General features: G+C 40.9%; 25 protein-coding genes. 6 read left to right on the top strand and 19 right to left on the bottom strand.

What is annotated here, in order from left to right; translation table 11 throughout:
• Positions 1–39 precede the first annotated feature (39 nt).
• The 5 genes from H148_RS0108015 to trhO all read right to left on the bottom strand — a co-directional run bounded on the left by H148_RS0108015 (position 40) and on the right by trhO (position 5,969).
• Positions 40–738 (bottom strand): CoA transferase subunit A, encoded by a 699-nt coding sequence (locus tag H148_RS0108015; protein WP_029034343.1) that lies wholly within the window; start codon positions 736–738, stop codon positions 40–42.
• A 97-nt stretch (positions 739–835) separates the two neighbouring features.
• Complete coding sequence (locus H148_RS0108010) at positions 836–3,175, bottom strand: penicillin-binding protein 1A (RefSeq protein ID WP_029034342.1); 2,340 nt, start codon at positions 3,173–3,175, stop codon at positions 836–838.
• Between the two features lie 3 nt (positions 3,176–3,178).
• Entirely contained in the window at positions 3,179–3,673 is a 495-nt protein-coding gene (locus H148_RS0108005) for a gliding motility lipoprotein GldH (protein ID WP_029034341.1), read from the bottom strand.
• Positions 3,666–4,820, bottom strand: coding sequence for a PSP1 domain-containing protein (locus H148_RS0108000; protein ID WP_029034340.1), 1,155 nt, complete (start codon positions 4,818–4,820; stop codon positions 3,666–3,668). Before H148_RS0108000 ends, H148_RS0108005 begins: the two co-directional genes overlap by 8 nt.
• Positions 4,821–4,937: 117 nt before the next feature.
• On the bottom strand, positions 4,938–5,969 hold the full coding sequence (gene trhO, locus H148_RS0107995; protein ID WP_029034339.1) for an oxygen-dependent tRNA uridine(34) hydroxylase TrhO: 1,032 nt from the start codon (positions 5,967–5,969) through the stop codon (positions 4,938–4,940).
• 365 nt (positions 5,970–6,334) lie between these two features.
• On the opposite strand from trhO, the gene recA reads away from it, so the two are divergent.
• The 3 genes from recA to H148_RS0107975 all read left to right on the top strand — a co-directional run bounded on the left by recA (position 6,335) and on the right by H148_RS0107975 (position 9,614).
• The gene (recA, locus tag H148_RS0107990) at positions 6,335–7,348 is read left to right on the top strand and encodes a recombinase RecA (protein WP_029034338.1); all 1,014 of its coding nucleotides are present in this window, start codon (positions 6,335–6,337) and stop codon (positions 7,346–7,348) included.
• A 419-nt stretch (positions 7,349–7,767) separates the two neighbouring features.
• Positions 7,768–8,307, top strand: coding sequence for an RNA polymerase sigma factor (locus H148_RS0107980; protein ID WP_029034336.1), 540 nt, complete (start codon positions 7,768–7,770; stop codon positions 8,305–8,307).
• A complete protein-coding gene (locus H148_RS0107975) occupies positions 8,307–9,614 on the top strand; it encodes a porin family protein (RefSeq protein ID WP_029034335.1) in 1,308 nt (435 codons plus the stop codon). Before H148_RS0107980 ends, H148_RS0107975 begins: the two co-directional genes overlap by 1 nt.
• Before the next feature lie 5 nt (positions 9,615–9,619).
• On the opposite strand, the gene H148_RS0107970 is transcribed toward H148_RS0107975, so the two are convergent.
• Positions 9,620–10,354, bottom strand: coding sequence for a lysophospholipid acyltransferase family protein (locus H148_RS0107970; RefSeq protein ID WP_037324845.1), 735 nt, complete (start codon positions 10,352–10,354; stop codon positions 9,620–9,622).
• A gap of 74 nt (positions 10,355–10,428) precedes the next feature.
• On the opposite strand from H148_RS0107970, the gene trpS reads away from it, so the two are divergent.
• Positions 10,429–11,397: a tryptophan--tRNA ligase gene (gene trpS, locus H148_RS0107965; protein WP_029034333.1), complete on the top strand. Its 969-nt coding sequence runs from the start codon at positions 10,429–10,431 to the stop codon at positions 11,395–11,397.
• Here trpS and dprA read toward each other — a convergent pair.
• Positions 11,394–12,494 (bottom strand): DNA-processing protein DprA, encoded by a 1,101-nt coding sequence (gene dprA, locus H148_RS0107960; protein ID WP_029034332.1) that lies wholly within the window; start codon positions 12,492–12,494, stop codon positions 11,394–11,396. The two genes, trpS and dprA, sit on opposite strands and share 4 nt — an antisense overlap.
• Before the next feature lie 95 nt (positions 12,495–12,589).
• Here dprA and H148_RS0107955 point away from each other — a divergent pair, with 95 nt between their 5' ends.
• Entirely contained in the window at positions 12,590–13,519 is a 930-nt protein-coding gene (locus tag H148_RS0107955; protein WP_029034331.1) for an HU domain-containing protein, read from the top strand.
• Between the two features lie 198 nt (positions 13,520–13,717).
• Positions 13,718–14,233 carry an acyl-CoA thioesterase gene (locus H148_RS0107950; RefSeq protein ID WP_029034330.1) on the top strand — a complete coding sequence of 172 codons (516 nt, stop codon included), beginning with the start codon at positions 13,718–13,720 and terminating at the stop codon, positions 14,231–14,233.
• On the opposite strand, the gene H148_RS0107945 is transcribed toward H148_RS0107950, so the two are convergent.
• The 12 genes from H148_RS0107945 to atpE all read right to left on the bottom strand — a co-directional run bounded on the left by H148_RS0107945 (position 14,234) and on the right by atpE (position 25,515).
• On the bottom strand, positions 14,234–15,457 hold the full coding sequence (locus H148_RS0107945; RefSeq protein ID WP_037324842.1) for a murein hydrolase activator EnvC family protein: 1,224 nt from the start codon (positions 15,455–15,457) through the stop codon (positions 14,234–14,236).
• Positions 15,454–16,236, bottom strand: coding sequence for a lipoprotein insertase outer membrane protein LolB1 (gene lolB1 / locus H148_RS0107940; RefSeq protein WP_037324840.1), 783 nt, complete (start codon positions 16,234–16,236; stop codon positions 15,454–15,456). The genes H148_RS0107945 and lolB1 overlap by 4 nt, the downstream gene beginning before the upstream one ends.
• Before the next feature lie 6 nt (positions 16,237–16,242).
• Entirely contained in the window at positions 16,243–17,607 is a 1,365-nt protein-coding gene (locus tag H148_RS0107935; protein WP_029034327.1) for a tetratricopeptide repeat protein, read from the bottom strand.
• Positions 17,608–17,628: 21 nt separating this feature from the next.
• Positions 17,629–18,639, bottom strand: coding sequence for a sugar phosphate nucleotidyltransferase (locus tag H148_RS0107930; protein WP_029034326.1), 1,011 nt, complete (start codon positions 18,637–18,639; stop codon positions 17,629–17,631).
• Between the two features lie 204 nt (positions 18,640–18,843).
• Positions 18,844–19,278: a dUTP diphosphatase gene (gene dut, locus H148_RS0107925; RefSeq protein WP_029034325.1), complete on the bottom strand. Its 435-nt coding sequence runs from the start codon at positions 19,276–19,278 to the stop codon at positions 18,844–18,846.
• Between the two features lie 31 nt (positions 19,279–19,309).
• Positions 19,310–20,764, bottom strand: a complete 1,455-nt coding sequence (locus H148_RS0107920; protein WP_029034324.1) for an oligosaccharide flippase family protein — start codon at positions 20,762–20,764, stop codon at positions 19,310–19,312.
• Positions 20,765–20,799: 35 nt separating this feature from the next.
• The gene (locus H148_RS17495) at positions 20,800–21,306 is read right to left on the bottom strand and encodes a hypothetical protein (RefSeq protein WP_156877227.1); all 507 of its coding nucleotides are present in this window, start codon (positions 21,304–21,306) and stop codon (positions 20,800–20,802) included.
• Positions 21,307–21,565: 259 nt separating this feature from the next.
• Positions 21,566–22,426 (bottom strand): ATP synthase F1 subunit gamma, encoded by an 861-nt coding sequence (gene atpG / locus H148_RS0107910; RefSeq protein WP_029034323.1) that lies wholly within the window; start codon positions 22,424–22,426, stop codon positions 21,566–21,568.
• A gap of 116 nt (positions 22,427–22,542) precedes the next feature.
• Positions 22,543–24,123: a F0F1 ATP synthase subunit alpha gene (atpA, locus tag H148_RS0107905; RefSeq protein ID WP_029034322.1), complete on the bottom strand. Its 1,581-nt coding sequence runs from the start codon at positions 24,121–24,123 to the stop codon at positions 22,543–22,545.
• 40 nt (positions 24,124–24,163) lie between these two features.
• Positions 24,164–24,721, bottom strand: a complete 558-nt coding sequence (gene atpH, locus H148_RS0107900; RefSeq protein WP_029034321.1) for an ATP synthase F1 subunit delta — start codon at positions 24,719–24,721, stop codon at positions 24,164–24,166.
• 4 nt (positions 24,722–24,725) lie between these two features.
• The gene (locus tag H148_RS0107895; RefSeq protein WP_029034320.1) at positions 24,726–25,226 is read right to left on the bottom strand and encodes a F0F1 ATP synthase subunit B; all 501 of its coding nucleotides are present in this window, start codon (positions 25,224–25,226) and stop codon (positions 24,726–24,728) included.
• Positions 25,227–25,314: 88 nt separating this feature from the next.
• Positions 25,315–25,515 carry an ATP synthase F0 subunit C gene (gene atpE / locus H148_RS0107890; protein WP_281169110.1) on the bottom strand — a complete coding sequence of 67 codons (201 nt, stop codon included), beginning with the start codon at positions 25,513–25,515 and terminating at the stop codon, positions 25,315–25,317.
• Positions 25,516–25,529 lie beyond the last annotated feature (14 nt).

The raw sequence follows: 25,529 nt of genomic DNA, 5'->3' as shown, positions 1-25,529 counted from the left end.
TTTTCAATTTTCAAATTTTCAAATTAGCTCATTCTCAAATTACTTTTGTCTTACAGTTCTTTGTTCAATGCGTTTCTCATAATCCTTCCCCTGAAAAATCCTCTGAACGAAAATTCCCGGGATATGGATTTGATTTGGATCAAGTTCGCCCGGCTCTACCAGCTCCTCCACTTCGGCCACTGTGATGGTCGCAGCCCCGCACATCACGGGATTAAAGTTCCTGGCTGTTCCTTTAAAAATGAGATTTCCGGCTTTGTCTCCTTTCCATGCTTTAACGAAAGCAAAGTCCGCTTTATAAGCTTCCTCAAGTACATACATTTTCCCATTAAATTCCCGGGTCTCTTTTCCCTCGGCAACTTCGGTCCCGTAGCCAGCCGGTGTATAAATAGCAGGAAATCCCTGTTGTGCAGCCTGACACTTGGCCGCAAGCGTTCCCTGTGGCGTTAATTCCACGTCCAGCTCGCCGCTGAGCATTTGCCGCTCAAATTCAGCATTCTCTCCCACATAGGAAGAGATCATTTTATTGATCTGTTTCTTTTGAAGTAGCAGGCCCAGTCCGAAATCATCAACACCCGCATTATTGGAAATACAGGTAAGATTTTTCAGGTTGAGACGCACGAGTTCAGAAATAGCATTTTCGGGAATCCCGCTTAATCCGAAGCCGCCGAGCATAAAAGTCATGCCATCATGAACCCCTTCAAGTGCTTCAGAAACATCCCGTACAGTTTTATTAATCATTGTTGGTAATTTTATTTCGAAAAATACAAAAAATTAAGGGTCCTTCGCAATACAAAGGACCCTCTACTAACTATTTCGAAAAAATTTCCTGTAATTTTTAAAAATCCAGTTCGTCTGGCAGGCGATCTTCTTCATTACTATCATCTAGACCATAAGAACTACAATCTGTTTGAATAGTAAGTACCTCGGGACGCGGAAAAGGTCCTTTTTCTACCGTCAAATCTTTATCGGCATATACCTTCTTCATGTAGACTCCCCATATTGGCAAAGCCATCGCGGCTCCCTGTCCATATCTAATATTTCCAAAGTGAACGGCTCTGTCTTCGGCCCCCACCCATACGCCAGTAGCGAGATTTGGAACCATCCCAATAAACCAGCCGTCACTTTGATTTTGAGTAGTTCCGGTCTTACCAGCAATAGGGATTTCCTCCCGGTGGAAATTGTAGGGATAACCCGTGACCACACTTTTATAATAAGGATCGTTTACAGCCCAGTCACCTCTCAACCTGGTCCCCGAACCGTATTGAGTTACTCCTTCCAGAAGGTTAAGAGTAACGTATGCAGCCTCCTGGCTAAGAACGTCCCGGGTTTGAGGCACATGTTGATAGAGAATAGTTCCATTTTTGTCTTCAATCCTGGTCACGATCACCGGCTTCACGTAAACACCTTCATTTACGAAAGTACTGTAAGCCGAAACCATTTCGAAAACACTAAGGTCTGCCGTGCCCAAGGCAATAGAAGGAACCTCAGGAATATTTTCGGTGTCAATCCCAAGCTGCCCGACCAGGTCAATTACAGGCTTAGGCCCCGTACGATCAATTAATCTTGCAGTTACGGTATTAATCGATTCTGCAAGACCTCTTTTAAGACTAACCATTCCCACGTAATCATCGTCCTTTCCCCCGCTATTCTTAGGGGTCCAGTCATTTTGATTCCCATGTTTACCTGCTTCTATAGTATGAAGGCTCTTTGGCAGCGTATCACAAGGAGAAAGGTGTAGCTGATCAATAGCCGTTGCATAAACAAAAGGTTTAAAGGTAGAACCTACCTGTCTCTTCCCTTGTTTTACGTGGTCATATTTAAAGTGCTTGAAGTTGGTTCCTCCTACCCAGGCTTTTACCTCTCCTGTTTGCGGAGTCATAGACATCATCCCGGCCTGGAAAAAAGATTTATAGTAAAAGATCGAATCTCTGGGGGTCATAAGGGTATCGATATTTCCTTTCCAGGAAAACACCTCCATTTGTGTCGGTGTATCAAAAGATTTAATAATCTCTTCATTAGAAAGACCCTTGTCTTTTAAAATCCTCCAGCGTTCACTACGACGCATTGCATCTGTAACGAGTTTCTCGATCTCTTCATTTGATATGTCCCTAAAAGGAGCGGTCTTATTGTTCTTGTTCTGTTTGTCAAATTCCTTTTGCAGATTAGCAATGTGCATATGTACTGCCTCTTCTGCATATTCCTGCATACGACTGTCAATGCTGGTGTAGATCTTTAGTCCGTCGCGATAGATGTTATATTTTCCACCATCGGGTTTTGGATTCTTTTCAATCCAGTCTTTCATGAATCCCTGAAGATAAACCCGGAAGTAAGTGGCAATCCCCTCATCATGACCTTGTGGAGTAAAAGTGATCTCCATTGGGATTTGTTGAAGGGAATCTTTTTCTTCTTCGGTGATATAGTCATTTTTCTCCATTTGCCCCAAAACAGTATTTCTTCTCTGCTCTACCAGCTCAGGTCGCCGCACGGGATTGTAATATGCTGAGTTAACTAACATTCCTACCAGTACAGCCGATTCTTCGAGGGTGAGGTCTTTTGGTTCTTTATTAAAATAAATTTTTGCAGCCGATCTTATTCCCACAGCCTGATAAATAAAATCATACTTATTGAGATACATGGTTATAATCTCTTCTTTGGTATACTGTCTTTCAAGCCTGGTGGCTATGATCCACTCTTTAAATTTCTGCATAACCCGTCCTACGAAGCTCTGGGAAACATCCTGTGTAAAAAGTTGTTTAGCTAACTGCTGCGAAATGGTACTTGCGCCACCTCTTTCCCCAAGATAAACAGCGGCACGTAAAGTCCCCCGGGCATCTATTCCCGAATGGTCATAAAAACGTTCATCTTCGGTAGCAACAAGAGCGTCTACCAAATGTTGAGGCAGGTCCTCATACTTTACCGGAGTACGATTTTCATTGTAGTACTTCCCAAGAGTCTCCCCATCTGATGAAAAAATTTCTGTTGCCAGATTGGTTTCGGGGTTCTCCAGTTCTTCAAAAGTAGGCATAGTTCCAAATACGCCCCAACTCGCAAGCAGGAACAAAAGAACAATCGCCGAAATTCCTATTGCAAAAATGGCCCAGAACCAGGATTTATATCGACTATAGGTATTCTGTTTCTCAGCCTCTTTTTTTGCTTTTCCAGATGTTTTTGCCATCTATTATTGTTGTTGTTTAATATCTTCTATTCTAAAACCTGCTTCGGTTATACCTTCAAGAGTTTCAATCCCATGGATACTGTCCCGTTTACGCATTGCCTGCTGTATTGTTACCCGGTATTCCCCGGGCTCAGAAAATCGAAAATTTTCTTTGTACCAAAGCTTGCTTTCTTTTACATCACCAAAGCCCGTGCCAAGCCATTTTCCTGAAGGCGCAGCCATTTCATATTGAAGGGTATCGGTTATAACCTTACCCCTTGGATAATTAAGTTCTGTGATCAAATAAATATTACTGAAGTCGTAATCTGAATTATTCCGAAGATTGATAAAAAGATTGTAATTATTCAGGGTATCCGGTGCCTCAAAATTAATTGCTACAACCGAATCTCTGTGCCATTCTCCCGGAATAGACTGGTATTCATCAAAAACACGGGTCTTATCACAACCAGAAAAAAATAAAACTCCTAAAATGAGAAAAAAAACAGATGCCTTACTCATTCTTCTGAGGTTTTCTCTTTTTGCGTTTATTTTTTTTCTTTTTCTTTCCGGAGCCTTTTGAGTCAAAACGGGTAAGGCTATCCTGTCCAACTACATTATGATAATCTGGCTTTTCTTCCAGCTGCAGTTCTACGGCAAATTCTTCAAGACTGTTTACCGGCTCCTTTTTTTGATTGGCTTTAATAATAGTATTAGCCTGGTCTACAGTAAGCGTATGCCAGTTGCTCCAGTCGCCTTCATAAGCATACCACAAGAATCCTTTGAAAATGTCAATTTTTTGACACACTGCTGTACCTTTTTTGGTGTACAGTTTCACTTCAGTCTTTGGGAAATCCTTGAGAGCATCAAGATAAGTGTCAAGTTCGTAATTAAGGCAACATTTCAGTTTTCCACACTGTCCCGCAAGCTTTTGCGGGTTTAAAGATAGTTGCTGATATCTTGCTGCGGAAGTATTTACGCTTCGGAAGTCGGTAAGCCATGTCGAACAACACAATTCCCTTCCGCAGGAACCAATTCCGCCGAGACGGGAAGCTTCCTGCCTGAAGCCTATCTGCCGCATTTCGATACGGGTATTGAATTCCCGTGCAAATTCTTTAATGAGTTGCCTAAAGTCAACTCTTTCTTCAGCAGTGTAATAAAAGGTGGCTTTTGAAGCATCCCCCTGAAATTCAATGTCGCTTATCTTCATTTGAAGATTCAGTCTTATCGCTATCTCACGCGCACGGACCTTCATTTTCTCTTCCCGGTCTCTGGCTTCCTGCCAGATATCTATATCGCGCTGAGTGGCTTTTCTATAGATTTTAAGTACTTCAGGGCTATCCTGCCGCACTTTCTTCTTCTTCATTTGCACGCGCACTAATTCTCCCACAAGGGAAATAACTCCTACATCGTGCCCCGGGGCGGCTTCTGTAGCTACCACGTCACCTATACTTAGGCTTAAATTCTCTGTATTTTTAAAAAATTGTTTCCGCCCATTCTTAAAACGGACTTCACTTATATTGAATGGCTCCATTCCCTGCGGAAGTTCCATGTTTGATAACCAGTCGAAAACAGAAAGCTTGTTACAGCCATCTGTCCCGCAGGTCCCGTTGTTCTTACATCCTTTTGGCTGCCCGTCCTTGCCGGTAGCACAACTACTACATCCCATACTTTATATATTGAAATTCTGGGCTCAGAAAATCCTGTTCCCGAATTGTGTTTTAATTAAAAACTATTGAGGTAAATATACCAATATTTATGGAACGCACTCTTGAGCAACTAATTGTCAGCTTTTAAATTTAAGCACTTCAGATCTGCCTTTTTTGAAGATCTTGTTGCTGTTCCCTTTGCCTTTTCGCATGGCTTTTTGATCTTCATAAGGCAGGGCAGCAATGTCCTTACATTCCACTGAACAGCAGGTGTTCATTTGCTCAGCACATTCCTCGCACTGTATAAACAAAAGGTGACATGCCTCATTTGCACAGTTGACATGCGTATCACAAGGTTTTCCACATTGGTGACAATTAGAAATAACGTCCTCGCTTATACGCTCTCCCCTCCGGTGGTCAAAAACGAAATTCTTTCCGAGGAATTTATTTTCCAGTTTCAGGTTTTGAACCTGACGTGCGTACTCGATAATTCCGCCTTCCAGTTGATAAACCTTCTTAAATCCTTTGTGCTTGTAATAAGCACTGGCCTTTTCACAGCGAATTCCGCCGGTGCAGTACATCACAAGATTCTTATCTACCTTATGATCTTTAATATCTTCTTCTATTACGTCAAGACTATCCCTAAAAGTATCCACATCGGGCGTCATCGCTCCCTGGAAATGGCCAATTTCACTTTCATAATGGTTGCGCATATCCACAAGGATCGTGTTTGGATCATCTATGAGTTCATTAAATTTTTTCGCATCGACATGAACTCCTTTGTTGGTCACATCAAAGGTTGTGTCGTTGAGTCCGTCGGCAAGGATCTTGTCGCGGACTTTCACTTTCAGCTTCAGGAAAGATTTTATATCATGTTCAATGGCGATGTTAAGGCGAACATTCTCGAGGAAATAAATTCCGTCTAGGAATTCCTTGAATTTTCCGAAGTTCTTGGCAGGAACAGAGAGCTGCGCATTAATACCCTCATGAGCTACGTAGATCCTTCCCAGGACTTCCATTTGATCCCAGGCAATAAAGAGATGGTTCCGGAAAAGTTCCGGATTCCCAATTTTAGCATATTGATAGAAAGAGAGCGTGAGCCGGTCCTCCCCGGCTTCCTCAAGTAGTGCTTCCCTTTCTTTAGAGCTTAATTTATTGTACAGTTGCATGCTATACTAATGATTTAAGGTTAAAGAAATTTTGCGCAAAGATAAGGGTTTAAATGAAAAAATGCCCGGATGTCGTATCGGGGCATTTTTTTCGAACGGCTAATTCGTTATTAATACTTTTAATTCTTCAACTAAAAATAAGAATAACGTTAGCCACCGTCCATCCGGCAGCTGCAGCTAAGATTAACTACTGCTGAACTGCCCGAAATACTTAAAATAATATTTCGTTTTAAAAATTTCATATAGTTATTAGTTGGTTTACCTAATAGATGCACAAAAGGAGAAAAGGTTGCGTATTAATTTTATGCACTATTAAAAACTTATAGTATTTTAGCAGCAATATCATATTAAAGAAGCCGAATTAAATGAGCAACGAGAAAGAAAAAGAAGCAAAATTAAAAGCCCTCAAACTCACCCTTGACAAGATGGATAAAACCTACGGAAAGGGGACCGTAATGAAGATGAGTGACCAGAGTGTTCTGGATGTAGATGTGATCCCCAGTGGATCTTTAGGTCTTGATCTTGCGCTGGGAGTTGGAGGATATCCAAGAGGAAGAGTTATCGAAATATATGGGCCGGAATCTTCGGGAAAGACGACCCTCACCTTACATGCAATTGCCGAAGCTCAAAAAGCCGGAGGTATAGCTGCATTTATAGATGCAGAACACGCCTTTGATCGTTTTTATGCTGAAAAATTAGGGATCGACCTTGAAAATCTTATCATTTCACAGCCCGATAATGGGGAGCAGGCACTGGAAATTGCTGATAATCTGATTCGTTCAGGAGCAATTGACATCATTGTAATCGATTCTGTTGCTGCTTTAACTCCAAAGAGTGAGATCGAAGGAGAAATGGGGGATTCAAAAATGGGATTACACGCCCGTCTTATGTCCCAGGCACTTCGAAAGCTTACAGCTTCAATTAGTAAAACTCATTGTACGGTGATCTTCATCAACCAGTTGAGAGAGAAGATTGGGGTAATGTTCGGGAATCCTGAAACTACAACAGGTGGAAACGCTCTTAAATTTTACGCCTCTATTCGTCTTGATATTCGTCGTTCTACACAGATCAAGGATAGCAATAGCGAAGTTCAGGGAAACAAGACTAGAGTGAAGGTGGTTAAGAATAAAGTTGCACCTCCCTTTAAAACAGCCGAATTTGATATCATGTACGGCGAAGGAGTTTCAAAAATTGGGGAGATCATCGATATAGGAGTAGATTACGAGATCATCAAGAAAAGTGGTTCTTGGTTTAGTTACGAAGACACAAAACTGGGGCAGGGTCGCGATGCTGTTAAAATACTGCTGAAAGATAATCCCGATCTTATGGAAGAGCTCGAAACTAAAATTGTGGCAGCAATGAAAGTCGCAAAAGCATAAAAGACCATTAAAATCCCGAAAATTTCGGGATTTTTTCTTTTTCATACGCAACCATTTGTTGTTTTGTGCATCTCTTTTATAGAGACCCAACCTACCATCGCCATTATGAAAGATCGATACCAGATTAATAGCTGCGACTCATACTTTGATAATGGAAATGTAAAGAGGGAAATTTTAAAGGCTAATTCCTCCGGAAGGCGGGAATCCTCTCACGATTCCCGATCTTCCTTTTTTACAATAATATTCCCCCCTCAAGATTTAAGACGATCACAAAAACACCTTCCGGTAGTATTTTGTGTTGCAGAACCACCTGAAATTCCTATATTTAAAATTCCTTTAATTCTTAAAGAACAACAGGATAGCTATCCAAAAATGGTTTTTAAACTTCCATTTTTCAACAGCACTTAAATATCTTAATATTGAGCATCAAGCAACTCATACTAAAATGCAAAAAGCAGGACATCAAGGCGCAGGAGCAGCTTTACAAGATGTTTGCGCACAAATTATTTCCTGTTTGCCTTAAGTATTCTTCAAGCTATCAACAAGCAGAAGATAATCTCCAGGATGCATTTTTGATGATTTTTAAAAGTATGCCTCAATATAAAAACAAAGGTTCCTTTGAAGGCTGGATGAAAAGAATTGTTATCAACACCGCCCTTCAAAAATATCGAAAACAAACAGTCTTTGAGATTATTAGAGATGATTTTAAAGAACCTGAAATTGAAGTTGAAGAAGATGAAGTATCTGTAGATTATTTACTGGAAATCATACAACAATTACCCGATAGGTACCGGCAGGTTTTCAACCTTTATGTACTTGACGGATTTTCTCATAAAGAAATTGCTGAAATGCTAAATATTTCAACCGGAACCTCAAAATCAAACCTGGCAAGGGCAAGAATGATCCTGAAAGAGAAAATTGAAACCAGTTTTTATAAAATAGCCGCCCGCTCTGTATAATGAAAGAAAAAAAATACATAGACCGGCTCTATCAGGAGAAGTTTCGGGATTTTGAAGCGGCACCGCGCGAGGCTGTCTGGAAATCTATAGAAGCTAAGCTTCAGGAAAAGAAAAAGCGCAGAGCAGTCGTGCCTCTGTGGTACCGTTACGCAGGTGTTGCTGCACTTCTGGCATTTCTACTTATGCTGGGCGACTGGATCCTTCCGGCACAATCTTCTTCGGCGGTAGCGAATGAAGAGACAGAAGAAACTTTACAACCTGCTACTTCGCCTGTTATTGCGCGCCCAACTTCTACAGAGGTATTAATCCCTTCAGAAGCAACAACGGCTATTGTTAATAATGCCCGGCCTGACAAGGGATTGAATACCACATCGACCAAGGTAATTACTCTTAATACTGACAGGAAAGAACAAAGATCTACTGAAGAAACCGCTTCACAAATTGGTTCCAAAAAGGCAATTTTTGAAATCCCGGTTGCGGTAGCCGAACTTCCGCTTCAGAAAGAAAAACAGAATTCCATTCCCGAAGACCTTAAGCCTTCGATCTTCGACGCCTTAAAAACTTCCGAAGAAACAGAAATTGCGCTAAACCAGTCCGAAAATTATTTTGAAGTCTCTACTCATGCCACGCCTATCTACTACGGGAAAATGGGTAATTCAAATCCATTAGATGTAGGCATTAATGACCATCGAGAGGCAGAGGTGACTTATTCATACGGTGTAAAATTGGCTTTGAACCTTACAAACAAAGTGAAAATTAGATCGGGTGTGAGCCGCGTAGACCTTAGCTACAGTGCCAGCGGTAACGGGTATCGCTCGGCATCGGGAGTTTACCTTGTGAGGAATGTTTCCATGAATAAAGTAAATGGCCAAGAGATCAAAATGGTCACAGGTACTTTCAATAACAGGACTCGTAGTAGTGCAAATCGTACACCTTCAGGAATTTTTACTCAAGGGAATCTAAACCAGAAGATGGGATATATTGAGGTTCCCGTAGAACTGGAAATAAATCTTTTTAAAAGAAACTTTGAACTAAATCTTATTGGAGGGGGTAGTACACTTTTTTTGCAAGAAAACGAAGTTATTCTTTACTCTGGCAACACCTCTGCTGCAGGAAAAGCTGATAATTTAAGTGATTTGAGCTTTAGTGCCAACCTTGGTCTTGGCCTGGATTATAATCTTTCAGAAAAATTTAAGCTTAATCTTGAGCCCATGTTTAAATATCAAATAAGGACTTTTGAAACTCCAACGGGAGATGTACAACCTTACTTTTTGGGCGTCTATACAGGATTCAGCTACAAGTTTTAAGCACCCTAATGAGCTTTCAATTCCTGCAGGAACACCTCCCGCGTCTTTTCCCGGACTTCCTTTTTATTCTCCTGTCCTAAGCCTTCTGTAGGTATAAATTTTTTGATTTTTACCCGCATCCTTCCCGGACTTCCTTTTGTAAAAATGTAAGGGAACCGTTTTTTATTATCGTGGAATACCAAAGGAACAATAGGGATCTGGTGAGCAATTGCAAGTCTAAAAGCTCCATCTTTAAAAGAATCGAGTAGGACCGAAGTATCACCGGGAACGCCGCCTTCAGGAAAGATACAAATGCTGGTACCATTATTTAAACGACGCTGGGCGCTATCAAAAACTTCTTTCCGGCTTCTTTGATTTCCGCGGTCAACGAGAATACATGTGCGTTTATAAAAGTATCCGAAAAGGGGGATTTTAACCAGTTCTTTTTTTCCGACGAAAACAAAAGGCCTCTTTACAGCTGCAAGCATGAGCATAATATCGGTCATTGAAGTATGATTGGCTACCAACATGTAACTCTTACCTTTAACAAATTTCTGCTCGCGTTCTATTTTTGGAAAAAATCCCATTCCATATAAAATGAACAACGCCCACCAGCGAGCGATCATAAAAAATTGAGGATAGAATTTTGTTTGGGAAGTAAACAGCAGCAAAAAAGGAAAAAATACAATTATGGGAATGGCCATTAAAATGTAGAACCATATTCTCCACAAGACAACCAGGAAAGACCTAAGTATGTGCATGTGGCCAAAAGTAAGGAATTGAATTGAAGGTATTCCTTAAAAAAGATACCTTTGTAGAAAAATACAGAAAGCCAATGTCAAGAATTCTTACGGGAGTACAAAGTACCGGCACTCCTCACCTTGGGAATATTTTAGGAGCTATAATCCCTGCTGTAGAAATGGCGAACAACCCAAAGAATGATTCATTTCTATTTATAGCAAATCTTCATACCCTCACCCAAATCAAGGATCCTAAAATTCTCAGGGAGAATACCCTCTCAACAGCAGCGACCTGGCTGGCATTTGGTCTGGACGTGGAAAAGACAGTCTTTTACAGACAAAGCGATATCCCGCAGGTAACAGAACTTACGTGGTATCTCAATTGTTTTTTTCCCTATCAAAGGCTAACTCTTGCCCATTCTTTTAAAGATAAAGCCGACAGACTTGAAGACGTAAACGCCGGACTTTTTGATTATCCTATCTTAATGGCTGCAGATATTCTTTTATATGACGCTGAAATTGTTCCGGTTGGGAAAGACCAACTACAACACCTGGAAATGACCAGAGATGTAGCTTCACGCTTCCATGCAAAAATGGGCGAAACGTTTGTAATGCCCGATGCTCAGGTTTCTGAAGAAACCATGTATGTTCCGGGTACAGACGGCGAGAAAATGAGTAAGTCTAAAGGAAACATCATCAACCTCTTTCTGCCCGATAAGCAGCTTAGAAAACAGATCATGACCATTCAAACCGACAGCACAGCACTGGAGGATCCAAAAGACCCTGATACAGATAATGTTTTTAATATTTACAAATTAGTAGCTTCTAAAGAGCAAACAGCCGAAATACGCCGGAAATATGAGGCCGGAGGTTACGGTTATGGCCATGCCAAGCAGGCGCTTTATGATTTGTTGATCACCCGTTTTGAAAAAGAACGGGCCCAATACAATTACTACATGGAGAATCCCGAAAAGGTTGAAGAAGCACTTGCTGTAGGAGCCGAAAAAGCGAGAAAAGTAGCCGATGAGGTGCTGTTGCGGGTGAGAGAAAAATTAGGGTACTAAACCACTTCAAAAAGTTTCCCCGGTAAGGGTCGAACTACTCCTTTTAGTTCCATATTGAGCAAAAGGGTTGCGGCCTTGAAAGTCGGGATGCTGCAGTTAAGAGCAATGAGATCCAGTTGCTCCTTACCCTTATCCTTCAAATAACCATAAAGTGCCTGTTCCTCCTCTTCCAACTCTACAAAAAGTTGCTTTTGCACCGGTTTTAAACTAGAATCAGGTAACCAGTTAAGGATGTAAACAATATCTGCCGCGGAGGTTAGCACGTGGGCCTGCTGGGATTTAATAAGCATATTACAGCCTTTACTCTGCAGATCTGTAGGGCGACCGGGAACTGCAAATACTTCCCGGTTATAGGAATTTGCAATATCTGCAGTCACGAGAGATCCTCCTTTTTCGGCACTTTCTATAACAATAGTAGCCTCGCTTACACCGGCAATTATGCGATTTCTTTTGAGAAAATTGTTACGATCAAATGTATCTGTACTCCAAAAATCGGTTAAAAACCCTCCATTTTCCTGTACTCCTGCTACATATTTTTGATGCACCCCGGGATAAATCTGGTTTAAGCCATGCGCCAGGCATCCTATAGTTTGCAAATTATACTTAATGGCAGCCCGTTGTGCTGCAATATCTATCCCATAAGCAAAACCAGATACTATGACAGGATCCAGCGGCGCCAGGTCTTCGATTAATTTTTCACAAAAAGAAATGCCTTGTGTTGTAGCTTTACGTGTTCCGACAATACTGATAAGCTTTCTGTTGATAAGATTGATATTTCCCCGCTTGAAAAGCAGAATGGGACCATCCAAACAATGTTTTAATCTTTCGGGGTAATCTTTATCTCTATAGTATAAAGTTTCAATGTTGTTTTTCGAGATATACTCGAGCTCTTTCTCGGCTGCCTGGAGATTTTTAGTAGAGAAAAGATCATTGAGTTTTGTACTGCCTATGCCATCAATTTTGAGTAAAGCAGATTTTTTTTCCTTAAAAACAGCCTCGGCAGAACCGGTGTGCCTGATAAGTTTTTTAGCTGAAGCATCTCCAAGATTTGGGACATGCTGTAAGGCTAAAACAAACTGTAAATCAGAAACTTCCATGGCTAAAACAAAGGCTGAAAAATAGAATAAAAATTTGTTAATAAAATTAGCGAAGGCTATTTTTTCAGAAAAATAAAATTTCTACATTTGTTTCAATGGCAGTAGCAAATTACATCCAAGATCTATTATACCGATACGAGTGCGTGATCCTACCGGGATTTGGAGCTTTTATCACTCACCAGCACTCGGCAGGAATACATCCATCTACTCAGGAGTTTTATCCGCCTAAAAAAACCGTTTCCTTTAACCGGCAGTTGGCTAAAAATGACGGTCTTTTGGCAAACTACATCCTTGAAGCGGAAAAGATTTCTTATGATGATGCTATTGAACAGATCAATTTATTTGTTCACGACCTCAATCTCATCCTTGAAAAAAACAGGATGGTGAACTTATCAAATGTTGGTACTTTCACATTGACCGAAGATGAAAAACTTCAATTTGAACCAGCTGCCCAGTCCAATTTCCTAAAGGAGGCATTTGGTCTAAGTTCCTTTACCAGAAGTGAAGTTTCAAGAGAAGTATATAAACAAAAAGCTCAGGAACTTGAAGAGAAAACTCCTGTTGCCTTTACTCCCGAAAGAAGATCGGGGCGCTGGTTAAAATACGCAGCTGTTGGACTTGTCGCCTTTGGGCTTAGCGGCGCTGCCGGATTAAATATTTATAACGACCAGATTAACGAACACAATATTGCTGAACAGCAGAAAGCTGTAAATAAACTTGAAAGCCAAATTCAGCAAGCTACTTTTGTAATAGACAATCCGCTTCCTGCGGTTACTTTAAAAGTCTCAAAACAGACCGGAAATTACCACATTGTTGCAGGTGCCTTTAGAGAAGCCGAAAATGCGACTAAATCTGTGGAGGAATTGAAAGCCCAGGGATTTAAAGCCCGTCAAATTGGCGAAAACAGGTTTGGCCTGCACCAGGTCATTTCAAGTAGTCACGAATCGCGCAGAGATGCTATCAATGAGCTTTACAGGGTCAAAAAGAGCAATCCGGGAGCCTGGCTTCTTGTACAGGAACTGTAATTCTAATTTAGAATTAAGAGTTTAGAAGTACGAAGTTCAAAACATCAGATTTTAAATTCCAGGGACAACTCCTTTTTTCATTCTTCTAAACACTGATCCGTGATCGCCTGCTGAATACTTGTGCACTGCATACCTTTTAATACCTCCTTAACGCCTTACTTTAGTTAAAGCACATTACCTTTGCCGAAAATTTTAATAATGGAAGCCAGAACTGCCGAGCAATCAAAAACCACCCTTACAGACCTTGTTCTACCAAGCGAAACAAACCCGTTAAACAACCTTTTTGGAGGGGAATTACTTGCCCGAATGGATCGTGCTGCCAGTATTGCCGCACGCCGGCACAGCCGCAGGATAGTAGTTACAGCTTCAGTTAACCATGTAGCTTTCAATAAAGCAGTGCCCCTGGGAAGCGTGGTTACAGTGGAAGCAAAGGTCTCACGCGCTTTTAAGTCTTCAATGGAGATCTTTATAGATGTTTGGGTAGAAGATCGGGAAAGCGGGGAACGCAGCAAAGCCAATGAGGCTATCTATACTTTTGTTGCCGTAGATGAAACCGGTACCCCTGTTCGGATTCCAGCTTTAGAACCAGAAACTGAACTGGAAAAGGAACGTTATGAGGCTGCTTTGCGTCGTAAACAATTGAGCCTTGTACTCGCGGGAAAAATGAAACCGGCCGACGCTACAGAATTAAAAGCACTTTTCACTAAATCATAACTACATTTGATAGATCCACTCTTCGGGATTTAGCTTCTGATTATTCTTGTACATCACGAAGTATAGAGTAGTTCTTCCATCGGTCTTGTTGATCGCAATATCACCAAGATCCTGGCCCAGGGAAACCTGTTGTCCTTTGCGGACATCGACAGATTCAAGATGGTTGTAAATTGTGATGTAATCGCCATGTCTCACCATGACCATGAGACTCGAACCTCTTACTGCAATAATCTCACTCACAGTGCCTCCAAATACTGCTCTGGCCTTGGAATCTGGATCGGTAGCTATTCTTACTCCGTTACTGTTCATAGTAGCAGTCTTTACAATAGGGTGCGGCTGAGTTCCAAAACGCAATACTACGGTTCCCGTTCTTACCGGCCAGGGCAATTGTCCTTTGTTTTTCTCAAAATCGGCTGCCAGTGCTTTTGCTTCAGGAGTTAGTTTGAAAACACTGCGGGAAGTAGAACCTTCGGCTTTATTGTTGGCCGCTATTGCTTCCTCAATAATCCTTTCGATTTCACGGTCAATAGCATTTATCTCCTGTTGTTTCTTGCGCAACTGCGAAGCAAATTGCCCCTCCTTCTTTCGAACCTCCGCAATTAGTCCCTGCTGTTCCTTTTTACTCTTTTCAAGTTGCGCCCGCGTCTCACGATTTTCAACAATTAGCTGATCTTTTGTCTTTTTTTGTTCTGCCAGACTTTGATTTAATTTCTGAAGCTCTTCTGTACGAATCTTTATTTCTTCTCCCTGGTCATGTCTGTAATTGGCGTACTGCTTCATATACTGAAGCCTTTTATACGCCTGAAGAAAGTTTTCTGATGAAAGCAGGAACATAATTCTGCTTTGCTGGGATTTGCTTTTATAAGACCGGCGAATCATTTTGCTGTAGTCTTCTTTAAGTTGTTCAAGCTCCTTGCGAAGCTCTCCAATCTTGTTCTGGTTTGTGTTGATTTCGCGGGTGAGAAGATTCGCCTGCTGATTTGTGACACGGATAAGGTTTTCTGTAGTACGAATTTGCTGGTCGAGATCTTCAACCTCTGTAAGTATAGATTTTTCTTTTTTAAGATTGGAAGTACGAAGAGAATTGATCCTCTTAATCTCTTCCTGCAATTCCAATCTTCGCTGCTCGAGCTCTTCCCGATTTTTTTCCTGAGAAAAACCCTGAAGGCTCAATAATAAAAATCCTGTAAAAAAGATATGCCGTAGTAGAACCCTTATCTTCATTCTATGCTAATTTCTTCGTAGCCCGAAGGTATTGAAAAAGGAAATGAAACCGGAACATTGAATTCAATGTTTCTAAAAGTCATATCAATGCGTGTATTTTCCGCGCCTTCAGTGGCATTGATCTGGATTTGTAAAGGAAAAAGTTGCCCCTGCACCTTTTGATAGTCGGGATAAGTGACTGTCACGCTCCTGTTTTCCCGCTCCTGTCCCAATTGTTGAGCCAGGGCTTTGAAGTTTCCGGCATCGAGAAGGAACAAGCGTTTTAGAAAGTTCTCCCTTTCAGGCTCAAGCTGGTACCCGCGGGCAGATTCCGTTAACTTATATCTTTCATCCCGCAGATCATAAATAGTTTGTCCCAGCAAAAGATTCTGAACCTTTTCGTAATCCAGGGGTGTTCCCAATAGATCGCTTAACAAGCTAAAGTCCCCATCAAAATAAGTCTTGGTTATCTTCTCATAAAATTGGACCGAATTTGGAGTTATCATGACTTTGGCCAGTGGAATTCCCAGCAACTGCCCGCTCATCCAGATCGTATCATTTTTTTTCATCCTGAAATTCACAGTAACGCTTTGGCTCCTTTCTTCCGTTTGATAATTCAAACTAAGTCTCCCCTGTAAAGTTTCAAATTCCACCTCATTGTGGTAATGTTGATTTACGACGGCGGCAACAGCAGCATCTTCGGGCGCAGTAGTACCCATTTTAGCCTTTCTGGCTCCCCCACAGGAAGAGAAAAAAATAAGAGATAAAAGAATTAGGGGAAAAATACGTTTGTAGATCATTCAGATTTAGTTTTCTAATTTTTCAGCATTTTTTAAAGCTTCTTCAGCTTTTTGTGTTTTATCGAGCCCTCGATAAGCGACAGCCAATTGACTGTAAAACTCTTTTTCAGTAACAGGATCATCAATGAGATAATCCAGGCCGGTAAGCAAGACTTTTTCAGCTTGATCAAATTCCTTTAGTCCATTATGTGCACTTCCTTTCACTAGAAACAACCAGGTTTGTGTTGGAAATATTTCGAGTCCTTTTTCAGTAAGAAGTTTTACCTCCTCATAATTTCCCGCTTCAGCCTCTAAATTGATGATATTCCGGTATAGCCCAAAATCATCCTTTTCATGCTCCAGAGCTGTCCTGTAATATTCAATGGCTATTTCATTATTTCCTTTTTCTTCGAAGAAGGTACCCAGTTGCTTATAAACCTTCAGATTATTTTCCTTTTCGGAGAACACCTGTACCAGTTGTATCAAATCTTCTTCCAAAGAAGGGTTTTCGGTTACATAAATTAAAAAATCATTCAGTGCCTGATACTTTGTAATCTCATCTATTTGAGTACTGTTTAGCAGGACCTTCATAGAATTAACTGCTTTTTCAGCTTCATTATCGGTCATGTAGAACTTATACAATGCAAGGTGTACAAGCTCAGATTCGGGATTCATTGCCAGCAGTTCTTTTGCCGTCTCGAAAGCTTTTTCTACCTGATCATTTTCACTGTAGACGAAGATTAAATTGAGATAATCCTTCTCATCCTTTGGATTCTCATCAATATTCTCCTGTAGATCACTAATCTGCGCCTCCACATTGTTAGTGCGTGCATAAACCTGCCGCCTCAAGCTCTCCCGGTAAGTGCTTGAACCTTTAGTCCTGTCCAGAGAATCCAGTAAACTTAGAGCAGCATCGTATTTTTCGATTTGAATATAGAGATTCACCAGGTCCTCTGAAAAGGCAGGATTAAGCTTTGCAAGATCCTTTACTACCGGCAGGGCACGATCATATTTCTTACTTTCAAAATAGGTGGTATAAAGTTCTTCGAGCATTCCCTCATTTTTAGGCACTGCTTCCCGGCCTTTTTCCAAATACACTGCAGCCTCTGAATATTGGCCAAGGGCATTATAGTTCTTTCCAAGCTCCAAGTAAACCACTGGCTCATCTGGCTTTAATGCGAGGCTCTGGACCAAAGAATTAATAGCCTTCTCATGGTTCTCGATTGCTTTTTGTTTAAGAGCTTCAAAAAAATGTTCCTGAAAAGCATCTGTTACATTTCCCAATTCATCCTGCGCCATCTCTACTACCGGCTTTTCTACTTCCTGCGCATAGGAAATGTTTCCCACCTGTAGCAGGGCCAAAAAGGGGATTATGTAAAGATTTTTTTTCATGCTTTTTAACTGCGCCGCAACCTATTCCAGCACAGAATAGTCGCCGATGCTTATTTCTGTGAACTCACCATTAAATTTGGCAAAGTTCCCGATCATGGCATTGTATAAATTTGCATTTTCTACTTCGGCGAAGGTTTGAATAAGGCTGTTCTTTATGGTTGAGTTGCTGATCTTTGTTCCGTTACCTACGGAAACATTGGGTCCTATTTTGGCATTTTTCAGCACCACATTTTCCCCGATAAAACAAGGCTCTATTATTTCAGAATTTTCCATTTCCACGTCTGAAGCTACAAGATCCTCTCCATCTTCCTGAAGAAAATTCAGCATTCGGGTATTGGTTTCTACCGTCACTTGTTTATTTCCGCAGTCCATCCATTCATCTACCTTTCCGGGAACGAACCTCGCTCCTTTTTGTTTCATGGCTTCAATCCCATCATTGATCTGATATTCACCACCACGTATTATGTTGTTGTCAAGCACGCCCTGCAGTTCCTTTTTTAGAACCGCTACATCTTTGAAATAGTAAATTCCTATAACAGCCAGATCTGAAACATATTCTTTTGGCTTTTCAACAAGCTCGGTGATCTCACGCTTCTCATTTAACTTCACTACACCATAAGCTGAAGGGTTTTCTACCTGTTTTACCCATATTACCGCATCAGCTTCCTTATCTAACGTAAAATCGGCTTTAAAAAGTGTATCGGCATAAGCAATAACCGCAGATCCTTCCAGTGAATTCTTTGCGCACATGATAGCATGGCCGGTACCAAGAGGTTTATCCTGATAGTAAATAGTGCCTTTTGCACCCAAAGTTTTAGCAATTTCTTTAAGATCGGTCTCGACCTTCTCACCAAAATCCTCTCCAATTATAAAAGCGATCTCGTCGATCTTTTCATCGAGCACTTTTGCAATATCTTCCACAAGACGATGCACAATTGGCTTTCCGGCAATGGGAATTAAAGGTTTTGGAACTGTTAAGGTATGTGGGCGAAGACGCGAACCGCGACCCGCCATGGGAACTATAATTTTCATGTTTTAGATGTTAGATTTGAGACGTGAGATTTAAGATCTCACTCTGCTCTGTTTGTTTTAATTTTTAGTTTGTTGTTCATCCTCTCCCCCGACCCCTCTTCGAAGGAAAGGGAGAATTTTCAATTATAAAAAATGCCTTTAATTAATAATTGTTCAATGCTAATGGAAAAAATAACCATCTGAATACTGAGTACTGAACACTGCTTACTGGACACCCGTACTCCCAAAGCCACCTTCGCCACGACTGGTTTCCTCAAGATTATCCACTTCTTTCCAGGTGATATGTTCATGTCGGGAAATTACCATTTGCGCAATCCTTTCACCATTTTGAATAGTAAATTCTTCGTTAGAAAGGTTCACGAGGATAACGCCTATTTCCCCCCGATAATCGGCGTCGATAGTTCCGGGAGAATTAAGGACGGTAATGCCTTTTTTGGCAGCCAATCCGCTGCGGGGACGCACCTGTGCTTCGTAGCCAACCGGTAGTTCAATAAAAAGTCCGGTTTTAATAATAGCTCTTTCGAGAGGCTTTAATTTAATAGCTTCAGGAATATTTGCCCGCAGGTCCATGCCTGCAGAAGAGCCGGTCTCATAAGACGGCAGTTCATGTTGGGATTTATTAATTATTTTTACGTTCATTTTTAAAAAATTTACTTCAGAAATGTCATTTTTAAGACCCCTTCAGAAGTTGTTTTAATTGATCTTTTTCAGCGTAATAAACAAGGGCAAAAAAGATAAGGATTAATATACTCCCGAGGTAATAATTATTTCTAAAAAGGTAGAAGTAAACTGCCGAAAAGCCAATTGAAACCAGCAGGTATCCTCCTATTCGCTTCAGGTCGTAAGGAATGGGATAATATTTTCTTCCGAAGTAGAAGGAAAGCAGCATCATACTGCCATAAGCCGCAAGAGTAGCTATAGCCGAGCCTACGTAACTGTAATGTGGGATGAGCCAGAAGTTAAGCCCCAGGGTAAGAATAGCTCCAACTCCCGAAATATATGCCGCAAAACGGGTGCGGTCGCTTATTTTGTACCACACAGAAAGGTTGTGGTAAATTCCAAGGAAAAAATTGGCCAGTAAGATCATTGGAACCACCACCATGGCTTCCCAATATGACTCATCCTGTATAAGAATAATCTTTAAAAGATCGGAGAAAACAATGACTACTAATAAAATAAGGGCTCCAAAAATGACAAAATATTTAGTAATTTTAGCGTATGTTTCAGCCGAATTCTTCTCTTTTGCATGGCTAAAGAAAAATGGTTCTATTCCCATCCTGAAAGCGGTGGCAAACAACGTCATGAAAAGTGCCAGTTTGTAGCAGGCGGCATATGCACCGACTTCGGCTTTGGCAATCCCTTCTGGCAAAATGCTACCTAAAAGGATCTTGTCCACTACTTCATTAATTGCAAAAGCAATACCTGCCAAAAGAATTGGAGTTCCATACTTCATCATTTGTTTCCACAATCCTGCATCAAAAGTATATTTCAACTTAAGATAGAAAGGTAGCATTACAAGCAGTGTAAGAGCGCTCGCAATTAAATTGGCAATGAAAATGTAGGCGATCTCAAAATCTGATTTGTATATGGAGTCGAAAAAACCTCCATCTCCTGCCAGTCTAGGCAGTAATACAATAAAGAATACGTTCAGCGCGAGATTTACCGCTACATTTCCAATCTTAATGGCCGAATAGACGCCAGGCTTTTCCTTTGCGCGAAGCCAGCCAAAGGGAATTACCACCAGAGCATCGAGCGCCAGAATAAGGATAACATAATTGAGGTAGTAGGCGCCAATATTAGTAGCGGCCGCTATGGAATCCCGGAATAGGAAAGCAAGAACAATAAAGACTGCTGTAGATCCAAGAATTGAAATACTGGAAGTCGCGGTAACTTTTTCCCGATGTTCTTCTTTATGAAAAAACCGGAAAAAAGAAGTTTCCATTCCATAGGCCAGAACCACGTTAAAAAAAACGATCCAGGCAAAAACAATGGAAACTTCACCATATTCTTCTTTTGGAAGATATTCGGTGTACAGCGGTGTGAGCAGGAAAGACAACATCCTGGGTACCACTGTGGCAACTCCGTAAATAAAGGTTTGTTTAAATAGCTTCTGAAAAAGCGCCAATAGTTCCTACTTGTGAATTCCTCACAAATGTACTATTAATGCCGAATGTTTTGAGGGTTTTTTAACCGCACTTCTTCTGAATCCTTTTTCTGAATATCCTTAAGCCTGAAGAATTTTTCCTTACCATTCCTGGTGTAGCGCACAATCGCTTCCCCTTCTTCAAGTTCAAAGGGAATTTTTTCGATCATCGCCGGAACCTGGTTCCCATATTCCATTTTTGGATCTTTATGCATTACAAAATCCTTGTCTGCCCCGGGATCTTTAAAACGTGCTATATAAAGATTAGGTGCTGAGATTTCTTGTTCCAGCACAGCTTTTCTCCCTCTAAAGTAAACGGTATCCATCTGCATATCTGCATCTGCCTCCACCGGAATGAATAAATTATATCCCGATCCTGCTCCTTTCACACCACCTGTCCAGGTAGTGTAATATGCCTGCCCTACGGCTTGTGGTGGTTTTTCCTGAACTTGTTTCCCGTTGGCACAATTGCTAAAGCTGAAGATTACCAATAGAGCTGAAAAAGAAAGTAGAAATATTTTCATGGCGATATTGTTTATTGTTCAGTAGGTATACTTCAATTTTAATACCAATTAATTTTTTCATGATTTAAGACCGCTTCGCTTCAAGAATCAAGATCCAAGACTGGTTAAGGATAATTTAAAGTGGTGCATATTTCAGAACAATTTGTTTAATCGATTTAAAACAGAAAACTCCGCATCAACCGATACGGAGTTTCAAAAAGGGCATTTTCAGCCTATAATTTCTATTAACTATTCAAGCTAATTATTTCCAGCTCAGTCTTTAGCTACTCAAAGCTTCGGCTCCACCCACGATCTCCAGAATTTCGTTGGTAATAGAAGCCTGACGTGCCTTGTTATAAGATAATTTAAGAGAATCCCTAAGTTCAGTAGCATTATCTGTCGCTTTATGCATGGCAGTCATACGCGCACCATGTTCCGAAGCGAAAGAATCTCTGAGTGCTTTATAAACCTGCATTTTCAAAGACTTCGGAATTAATTCCAGTACAATCTCTTCTTTTGAAGGTTCAAAAATATAATCAAGAGTTACATTCTCATCTTTTTCAACCGGCACGATAGGTAAAAACTGTTCTACCTGAACTTTCTGAGTGGCCGCATTAACAAACTGGTTATAGATAAGTACAATTTTATCGTACTTACCCTCTACAAACATCTTCATTAGTTCCTGCGCAATGGCTTCTGCATTCTCAAAACTAAGATCATCATAGATTTCGGTTTCATTCCTGAAGATCTTGTGGGTCTTCTTTAAAATGTCGTTTGCCTTCTTACCAATGGTCAAGAATTCAACATTTTTGTTTTCATAGTCGCGGTTCACAACATATTTAGAAGCCTTAACAATGTTGGAGTTAAAGGCACCTGCCAACCCACGATTAGAAGAAATTGAGACTACAAGTACATTGTTCACCTCCCGCTGTTCAGAATACTTGCTGCTCTGGTCACTGTCAAGGGTAGCGCTGAGCGACTGCAGTAATTCAGAAAGCTTTTCGGAATAAGGTCTCATCGCAGTAATGGCATCCTGGGCCTTGCTCAACTTTGCAGCCGATACCATTTTCATGGCACTGGTAATCTGCATGGTTGAAGAAACCGATGTGATCCTGCTTCGTAATTCTTTTAAATTGGCCATTTTTCTTTAGTATTAAGTATCGAGATATTAGATGTTAGATCTAAATCCCAATACTTTTTATTCAACTTTGAAAACAGAAAATGAGTTTCTCAATACTCAATTCTCTATATTCAATACTATTTCTTGTATTTAGCTGAAAGTTCTTTAACCACCTGAGTTAGTGTATCTGTAATCTCATCTGTAAGTTTACCGGCTTTCAATTGATCAAGTACATCTCTGTGCTTGGCATCAAGATATTCCAGGTATTCTTTTTCAAATTCTCTAATCCTGTCAACAGGAACATTTCTTAACAGGTTCTTTGCACCGGCAAAGATAATTGCGATCTGGTTCTCTACAGGATAAGGGTTATTCTCTGCCTGCTTAAGGATCTCCACGTTACGTTTACCTTTTTCAATGATGTTAAGGGTTGCAGGATCAAGGTCAGATCCAAACTTAGCAAATGCTTCAAGTTCACGATATTGAGCCTGATCAAGTTTTAAGGTACCTGCTACTTTCTTCATTGACTTAATCTGAGCAGCTCCACCAACACGAGATACCGAGATACCGACGTTAATTGCAGGACGCACACCAGAGTTAAATAAATCGGAAGTAAGAAATATCTGTCCATCGGTGATCGAGATCACATTCGTTGGAATATATGCTGATACGTCACCCGCCTGAGTTTCGATAAGCGGAAGTGCTGTAAGCGACCCACCACCTTTTACTTTGTCTTTAAGTACATCTGGAAGATCATTCATACTTGCTGCAATCTCATCATCGTTAATGATCTTTGCTGCACGCTCAAGAAGTCTTGAGTGAAGGAAGAAAACGTCTCCAGGATATGCTTCACGTCCCGGTGGACGTCTTAGTAGCAATGACACCTCACGGTAAGCAACAGCCTGCTTTGAAAGATCATCATAAACGATCAATGCAGGGCGTCCTGTATCTCTAAAATACTCTCCGATCGCAGCTCCTGCAAATGGTGCATAAACCTGCATTGGCGCAGGATCTGATGCGTTTGCAGCAACAATAGTGGTATAAGCAAGTGCTCCTTTATCTTCAAGAGTCTTTGCAATTCCAGCTACTGTAGAGGCTTTTTGCCCAATAGCTACATATATACAATAAACAGGTTCCCCTGCATCATAAAATTCTTTCTGGTTCAGGATGGTGTCAATAACCACGGCAGTCTTACCTGTTTGACGGTCACCAATCACGAGCTCCCTCTGTCCACGTCCAATTGGTACCATGGCATCAATAGACTTGATCCCCGTCTGAAGTGGCTCGGTTACAGGCTGACGATAAATAACTCCCGGTGCTTTACGCTCAAGTGGCATTTCGAAAGTTTCACCTTCAATAGGTCCCTTTCCGTCTATTGGCGCTCCAAGAGTATCAACAACACGGCCTACAATTCCTTCACCAACTTTTATAGAAGCAATTCTCTGGGTTCTCTTAACTGTAGCTCCTTCTTTCACCTGCTTGTAAGGCCCTAAAAGTACCACCCCAACGTTATCTTCCAATAAGTTAAGAACGATCCCTTCAAGTCCACCTTCAAACTCTACCAACTCGCCGTATTGCGCATTTGCCAGTCCGTAGACGTTTGCGATACCATCACCAATATTCAGTACGGTACCTACTTCGTCAAGAGAAGCCTTAGCTTCAAACCCGGAAAGCTGTTTCTTTAATATCGCTGATACTTCAGCCGGATTAATTTCTGCCATAATTATTTAGAATAAAAAGTTGCACCAGGGCACAACGGTTTTAATTTAATTTTGAAACGTGTGTATTGTTCTTTAATTCCCTATTAAGATTTGTAAGCTGGGCGCTGACACTGCCGTTATATTGAATGTCACCCACTCTAAGGATAAATCCGCCAATGATGCTCTCATCGATAATGTTTTCAATCTTAGCCTCATTTCCTGTTAGCTCTTTTACCTTTTGCTGAATCTTTATTTCAAGAACAGGAGTAAGTGGAATTGCAGTCGTAACTTTAGCTACCTGTACGCCATTCATTTCATTGAAAAGGCGGTTATACTCCTTTGCTACTAATGGAAGAATATCAAGACGGTTGTTCTCAATTAAAATAGCGAACAATCCTGAAGTCACCCCATTAATTGATTTGAAGATCTCCAAAAGGGCATTTTTCTTCATTGTATTTTTGATCACCGGGCTCTTAAGAAAAGCTTTAAGGTCGTCACTATTCTTAATAGTTTCGTTGATGAGGGACATATCCTCATTCACCTCGCGGGTGACCTTCTTATCTTTTGCCAGGCTCAAAAGGGCTTTGGCATATCTTGCGGCTGCTCTGCTTCCCTGCATCTTCTTAATTTAAAGTAACGTCATTAAGCATGTCCTCAACCAGTCTTTCCTGCTTAGCCTTTGTAGAAAGTTCTTCTCTAATGACCTTTTCAGCGATTTGAACAGATAATGTAGCTACCTGATTCTTTATATCGGCAAGTGCTGCATTCTTTTCAGTTTGAATGGTAGTCTTAGCCTGCTGGATCATTTTCTCTCCTTCTCTCTGGGCATCTTCTTTAGCTTCAGCGATCATCTTGTCCTTGATCTGTCTTGCTTCCTTGATCATGTTGTCACGCTCCACACGTGCTTCCTGTAACAACTTCTCATTATCTGCCTGCAGGTTTTGCATTTCTTTACGGGCATTCTCTGCAGATTCAAGTGCGTTCTGGATCCCCTGCTCCCTTTCATTAAGAGCATCTAAAATTGGTTTCCATGCAAACTTTGCCAATAATATTACCAGCGTGACCAGAATAATGATCTGCCAGAAAAATAATCCAAAAGAAAAATCGTTGACTAACTTTTCCATATTCTATATATTTCTTCTATCGTTTAATTTGTAATAAATCGGGTCTTGCAGCCAACCGCTGCAAGACCTGAGATTTTTGTTTGATCAATTAAACTGCGAAAAGTGCAGCAAAAGCAACACCTTCTAAAAGTGCAGCAATAATGATCATTGCAGTCTGGATTTTTCCGGCAGCTTCTGGCTGGCGAGCAATTCCTTCCATTGCAGCGCTTCCAATTTTACCAAGACCGAAACCGGCTCCGATAATAATTAGACCAGCTCCAATCAAATCTAAATTCAAAACTTCTTCCATTACTTATTTATTAA

The sequence above is a fragment of the Salinimicrobium terrae DSM 17865 genome (assembly GCF_000424665.1).
In the GTDB taxonomy this organism is placed as follows: domain Bacteria; phylum Bacteroidota; class Bacteroidia; order Flavobacteriales; family Flavobacteriaceae; genus Salinimicrobium; species Salinimicrobium terrae.
The sequence above is the reverse complement of the archived record's forward strand: the minus strand, read 5'-3'. Positions and strand labels throughout refer to the sequence as shown.